The sequence below is a fragment of the Bacteroidota bacterium genome, from assembly GCA_034723125.1.
Lineage (GTDB): Bacteria > Bacteroidota > Bacteroidia > CAILMK01 > JAAYUY01 > JAYEOP01.
Genome location: JAYEOP010000400.1, coordinates 4,153 through 10,024, shown reverse-complemented (window position 1 = coordinate 10,024; position 5,872 = coordinate 4,153). Strand labels below are relative to the sequence as shown.

The 5,872-nt window shown below is 29.2% G+C and carries 3 protein-coding genes; all 3 read right to left on the bottom strand.

The features are described from left to right. Window positions 1-310 precede the first annotated feature (310 nt). Window positions 311-742 (bottom strand): dUTP diphosphatase, encoded by a 432-nt coding sequence (dut, locus tag U9R42_10740; GenBank protein MEA3496501.1) that lies wholly within the window; start codon window positions 740-742, stop codon window positions 311-313. Between the two features lie 496 nt (window positions 743-1,238). Further along, the gene (locus U9R42_10735) at window positions 1,239-4,196 is read right to left on the bottom strand and encodes a DEAD/DEAH box helicase (GenBank protein ID MEA3496500.1); all 2,958 of its coding nucleotides are present in this window, start codon (window positions 4,194-4,196) and stop codon (window positions 1,239-1,241) included. Between the two features lie 33 nt (window positions 4,197-4,229). After that, on the bottom strand, window positions 4,230-5,872 hold a 1,643-nt coding region (gene murJ / locus U9R42_10730), incomplete at its 5' end, for a murein biosynthesis integral membrane protein MurJ (protein MEA3496499.1).

The following is a 5,872-nucleotide window of genomic DNA, read 5'->3' as shown; positions in this document are numbered from 1 at the left end:
AAATTGAACATTTATTTTCATAGCAACTTTCTTTGACTCACCCTCCTGTCCCTCTCTGCAAGCAAAGAGGGATGATACATTTGTACATATTTCAACAATATTTTTTGAAAAATCAATTCTGTAAAAAAAAATAATACTAAACCCCCATCAATTTAATTAAAAAAAATCTAGTATTATGCCGATGGATTAGCATAGCTTGTACCGCAAAATTTCGGTATTAAGAAAATTTATTTTCTTTTACATGATAACCTTTCGGTATAATTTTATTGTTTCCTAAACTATTCATTCGCTAGTTTATAGACTACATTCATCATTCCCCTGTATGTCCGTAACCACCTGTTCCTCTTTTGGTTTTGTTTAAAACATCCACTTTTTGCCATTCAATTTTTTCGTGTTTGGAGATAATCATTTGTGCTATTCTCTGTCCGTCTTCTATTAAAAAATCTTCATTTGAAAGATTAATTAATAAGACTTTAATCTCACCTCTGTAATCTGCATCAATGGTTCCCGGTGTGTTCAAAACGGTAATTCCATATTTAAAAGCCATTCCGCTACGTGGTCTTATCTGTGCTTCAAAACCTTGTGGTAATTCAATAAAAAGTGAAGTTGGAATCACTATTCTTTCTAGTGGTTTTATCTTCATGTTTTTTTCAATATTTGCATGAATATCCATTCCTGCAGAAAGTTCTGTTTCATAAGCAGGTAATTTGTGTTTTGATTTATTTACAATTTTTATTTTCATCTCTTTTTGTTATTAATTATAGTTCTATGTCAAATACTGTGGGTAATCAAATTTGCCACAGATTCACAGATTACAAAATTACTCTTTTTGTAATTAGTGCTTATAAGAAAACTCATTATTTGCATAGCTGTACCCCTTAGATTCCCTAAAGGGGAAAACCAAACTCACTGAGTGTGATGGCATCCTCTCTATGGGACAAAGGGGTGAGTTTACGATCTGTAAATTTTCTTTTTTTTCTAACGAGATATTAATTAATGAATTTTCGCCAGATCCAGATATATCCGGACTAAAGGACATATACTTCGTCTAGTCATAATTTGAGATTTGGCACTATGTTTAACGTATTGATTATTATTTGTTTACACGGTATAGCAAAACGCAGTTTATGACCGCTCTGCATATATCTTATTAGAATATTGCATAGAAATTAATTTTAGTCTGTGAATCTGTGGCTTTAATTTTTTTTCACCCACACAAATCAACATAGAATCTCTTTTTAATTAAAAAGGTTTTCAATTTCATTTTCACTTAATGTTTTTAGCGGATTATTATTTATAAATTCGTCAGCAAGGAATTTTTTCTTTTCCTGCAAATTAAGGATTTTTTCTTCAATGCTGTCCTTTGTAATGAACTTGTATGAAAAAACTTTTTTATCCTGCCCTATTCTATGAGCTCTGTTAATCGCTTGTATTTCAGCCGCAGGATTCCACCATGGGTCAAGGACAAAAACATAATCGGCAGCAGTAAGATTTAGCCCAAAACCACCTGCTTTAAGGCTAATTAAAAACAACTTAGTATCCTCATTATTTTGAAAATTCTCAACCATTTTTTGCCTTTTCGTTTGAGGAACCTTTCCAGTTAGCATTTCATATTTCAATTTGTTTTTTTCAAAATGTTTTTTAAAAATATTCAAATGACGAACAAAGGAGGAAAACAAAAGTATTTTATGGCCTGATGAAATTAAATTTTCTATTTGTTCCGTAACTTCATTAAATTTACTTGAATCGTGAGCATATTTTTCATCTATCATTATCGGATGATTTGCCAACATTCTTAACTGCATTAATCCCTTTAGCACAGCAAATGTTTTTTTCTCATAAGTAAAATTCCCAATTTCTTTAAGAAGTAAATTTCTTATTTCCGATTTTTTGCTTTCATAAAAAGAACTTTGTTCTTCTGTCATTTCACAAAATCTGGTGTTTTCGGTAAGAGATGGCAAGTCTTTGGCTACCTCACTTTTTACCCGCCTTAAAACAAAAGGACGAATTAATTTTTTTAACTTTTCTTGTTTTTTTTCATCACCAAATTGTTCAATCGGAATAATATATTCGTCTTTGAAATATTTAAAACCACCGAATAATTCAGGGTTCAAAAAAGTCATTTGTGACCACAAATCACTAAGTGAATTTTCTATAGGTGTTCCTGTTAAAACGAGTTTTTGTTTTCCGTTAAGATTACGTACAGCTCTGAATATTTTCGAATTAGGGTTTTTTATAAACTGACTTTCATCAAGTACAATGTAATCAAATTCGGCTGATTGTAAAAGCCTAAAGTCATTTCTAACAATTCCATAAGAGGTAATTATTACATCATAATTTTTTAAGGAAATATTTGTTTTATTCCTTTTCATTCCCGAATGTACGAGATATCTTAAATTAGGTGTAAACTTTTTCATTTCATTTACCCAGTTAAATATCAGTGATGTAGGAACAATAATCAAAGAGGCATTTGTTTCTTCAGACTTTTCTTTGTAGGTAAAAAGATTAAGTTGTACTTTTTCGTTTTTATCATTACTATTCTCGCTTTTTATTACTTCATTTTTTCTTTGTTGTAAAAGTGTCAAAGTCTGAACAGTTTTTCCCAGTCCCATATCGTCAGCAAGGCAACATCCAAAATTATTTTCCCCCATAAAATACATCCAATCAAAACCTTTTTTCTGATATGGTCTTAGCTCAACGTTAATGTTGGTAGGAAGTAACTGAGAATCTATACTTTCAATTTTTGTTAATTTTTTATAATCCTTTTCAAATTTTTCTTTTATTTCAGGAAATGCATTTTGAGTCAATTCATAGTGAGACTTTTGTATTTTAAAATTCGTACCTCCTCCTCTCGCATAAATTAGCACATCCTGATATTTTGAAAACCATTCGTAAGGAATTACAGCGACTGTGCCATCAGGCAAAGCAAACTCACGTTTTCCCATTAAAATATATTTTTTTAGTTTAATAAATGGAAATTCGTATTTGCCAAATCGCACTATCGCATAAACATCAAACCAATCAATTTTGTCTTTTAACTTAAAAGTTAAATCTATTTTTTCTGTAAAATAGTTTTTTGTGCCAACTTTTCCTTGAATTTCAAAAGCTTTATTAGGCAGTTTCTTTTCATTGTCATTCAACCAATTGACTATTCCGTAAAGAGTTTTTTGATTTTTACTTTGGTCAGTAATGAAAGTAGCATCACTTTTTTTCTTTAATCCTAAATCCATTAAATATTTTATTTGTTTTTTCTCTTTAGAAAAATCTCGATTTGTTTTGTGAAAGATATAATTATTGTTTTTTGATTCAAGCTTTAAGAAATTACCATCTTTGCTATTTGCATCAAAAACTAATTTCTCATACCGAAATTTAAGAGTTAATACACTTTCATTCTGCCAGTCTTCTTCAATTTTTAAGATTGCTTTTGGTTCAAAATCATAATTGATAATTTCAAAACCTTCTACTCTTATATTTTTTTGATATTTTACTGTTTTAAAAACAAATTTTTTAAAGTATTCTTCTTCAGCAGATTGCGGAATAGAAAGATAATCTTTTTCGTAAAAAGGTGTTAATTTTTTACTATCAAAATTTTTATCAAAAGTTAGTATTTGATTATTTATAAAAACCCAAACAGGCATATTTGAAAAAATAAATTTCTTTTTCTCAAATAAATTAATTTCCTCTTTTTGGTTTTTTATTGACAAAAAATATCGTAAACCTTCTTTATTTTTTATAAAATTAAAAACTACTTCGGCTTTTTCTATCTTTATTTCCTTGTCTTTGATGAAATCTTTTTTTTCACCTTTAAAATATATTGTAATAGAATTTTTTACAAACGAGGAAAATATTTTCACTAATCTTCTTTCGATATAAGGTCTTATCTGTGATTTAAAAATGTCGTAATTAAACTCCTTACTTCTAAACTCCCTGTATCCTTTTGATTTTTTGCTGAATTTTTTAACAATGATTAACTCTTGATATTCATCTATTAAACTAATAATTTCTCTATCAAAAGCATTAATTTCATACTTGGATTCATTTATATTTTTGTTATTTACTTTTTTAAATGTCAATGAAAAGCTTTTGTCTTCATTCAATTTAACCTCAAAAGCTTCTATTAATAATCCTAAATCGGGATGTTGTGTAATCGCATAAACAAGGCTGTAGGTATTTTTATATTCAAATTTATCAAGCATTCTTTTGTAAAATTCTGTCTGTTTGAATTATTTTCATCTTAAAAAATCTTTCAATATACGGTGAAATTTGGGAATTATAAAATAAAATATCCCAAAGACCGTAAAGACAGAAATTGCTTTAATGGAAATTGACAACAAGGATATGGATTTCGTTTCAAAAAAATATAATTCAAAGTATTTACTTACAAAAATAAAAACAGCGACCAATATTATCAATAAAAATATTTCAATTATCGGAATTTTTCTTTGTACAAATTCTTTTAATTCTCGGTTAAGATATTTTCCAAGAATTAGCATGTTTATAAAAAACGCCAAGGAGGAAGCAAGAGCAATACCTTCGTGTCCTGCTGTTGTAGTTTTTACAATTGTTATCGCAAAAAGAATATTTAAAACAGCTCCGATTATTGAAATTCTTAGGGCATATTTGTTTTTATCAAAAAGAGACAAAACCCTTTTGTAATAACCCACAAGGCTCATTGGCAACAAACCAAAAGAATACATCACAAATGCTTTTGTTGTAAGTGTTAACGAATGCTTGTCAAAATTTCCTCTTCGGAAAACAATGTCAACAATTTCGGGTGCGGAAATAATTAAAAAAGTCGTTAGCGGAATAAAAATAAGCAAATACAAGTCAAGACCTTTTTGAAAAGTATTGTTAAATTTTACCTTGTCGTTTAAAGCCTTCATTTTATTCAATTCAGGATTTATTCCTCTAGTAATCGGTAGTGAAATTATCGCAAAAGGAAGCTGAAACAAACGAGCGGCATAAAAAAGAGAGGAAGTAGAACCGGCAATAAGTGTAGCGGCAAAAAACCTCCCGAATATTTCCTGACTTTTATCAAAAAGAGCATTTAGGGTTATCAGCTTACTTTCTCTTTTTATTGTTTTAAAATCATTGCTTTTATCTTTTAATTTAAATCCCGAATATTTTAAATTCGTTTCACTTCTAAATTTTTTGTTAAAAATAAAAGGTAATTGAATAGCCATTTGTAAAAAAGCCCCGAAAACATATCCCACAGCAATTGAGTATCCTCCAATTACAGGATAAAGGGTGTAAATTCCAATTATTACCCCAATACTCAAACTTGCAGGAGCAAGACCGAAAATCCAGTTTTTTGAAAAGAAATTTAACATGCTTCCTACGAAAGCGGCAACTCCAATAAAAATTGTAAAAGGAAGAATTATTTTTATAAGATGCAAAGCAAGGTCGTAATCAAAAGATTTATCCTTAAAAATAAAACCGAAAAGTTCAGGGAATGAATCTTTTAAGGAGAAAAACAAAGGAACAACAAGATAAAGTAAAAATGTAACCGCAAGCAAGGAAATAAAAAACCAATTGAAAACAATAGAAACAAATCTCCATGATTTTTCTTTATCACCTTTGTCGTACATACTTTTGAAAGGAGGCATAAAAGCACGTTCCACCATGTCTTCACCAAGTACTTGGCGAAATAGATTGGGAAAAATAAGGGCTAAAGTAAAAGCATCGGCAATGCGTCCTGTACCAAAAAATGAAGCAACGACAATTTCGCGGATAAATCCAAACACCCTTGAAATAAATGTTCCTGAAAATATTTTAATAATGTTTTTGAACAAAATAGCTGATTTTATTGTTCTCAAAAGTAAAACAATAATTTTTGTTAGACTAATACAATGGAATTGTTTTTCTTTTTTAA